This window comes from Shewanella sp. SM87 (assembly GCF_025653705.1).
Classification (GTDB): domain Bacteria; phylum Pseudomonadota; class Gammaproteobacteria; order Enterobacterales; family Shewanellaceae; genus Shewanella; species Shewanella oncorhynchi.
Map to the genome: position 1 here is coordinate 1 of NZ_JAKKSC010000090.1, position 976 is coordinate 976.

1 protein-coding gene is annotated in these 976 nt (G+C 45.0%); it reads right to left on the reverse strand.

Annotated elements, in window-relative coordinates; genetic code table 11:
- Window positions 1–885 (reverse strand): IS982 family transposase (locus tag L5M11_RS23790; protein ID WP_263193457.1); only part of this gene is annotated, 885 nt, incomplete at its 3' end.
- Between the last annotated feature and the right edge of the window lie 91 nt (window positions 886–976).

Consider the following 976-nt stretch of genomic DNA (forward strand, 5'->3'; position numbering starts at 1 on the left):
AGCCATAACTGTAATAGCATTAAACTCTGCGTTAGTGATGTTCAGTTGTGGCTTATTGTCTTTCAATTGATAGGCGATGAGTCCCGCAATCATGTTGAGCATAAAACCATGTACGCTGCGGTGTCTAGAGTGCTCTATTTGAGAGATGTTTTTTAACTGGTCGTTGATGGTTTCTATGATGAAACGTCTAGACAGCATCGCTCTATCCCACAACGACATCGCTTTTACTTTCATATTCTTACGCACGTTTGTCACCAGTGTGATGCCTTTCTCCAGCAATTCACTGGACAGTGCTTTACTGATATACCCTTTATCTGCATAGAGTTTATTCATGTCACTGTGCACCATCTCGTTCACCAGTTTTGTGTCATGTACATTCGCTGGGGTCACTTTGGCCGCCACTATTCCGCCTTGATGATTCACAATCAAATGCAGCTTAAAGCCATAGAACCACCCCATGGTGCCTTTACCTCTGCACGCCAGTCCCGCCAAGGTTTTATGGCGATGAATACGTAGGTTATGACACACTTTGATGCAGGTTGAATCAACAAATTCGATGCCAGTGGGGTCACTCTTGAGGCTGGCAAAGTAACTGCAAAGCGGCACTAAAGCAGTGGGCATCACCTCAAGAAAGCGGGTATAGCTGAGTAAATTAGGAAAAGCGGATTTGTAGAAATGGGCCAGATAGCCGATGTAGAAGTTCTTGAAATCACGGTGGTGAGACATCTGAAAAAGTATGATGATGGTCATCACTTCGCTCATCGTCATACGGCCAGGGCGTTGACGCTTGCGTGTACCATCGGTTAACAGCGTTTTTTCCCATTCTGGAATGAAAACAGCGCAAAAATCATCGACATCGCAAAACACTTCCACTAATTTATGCATAGGCCCTCCGGTGTGATGGGGTTTCTCTTGGTCGAAAGATCCGATCACTTGGAGGGCTATTAGTTCAACATTTCTTATCCCGAGTTCAGGT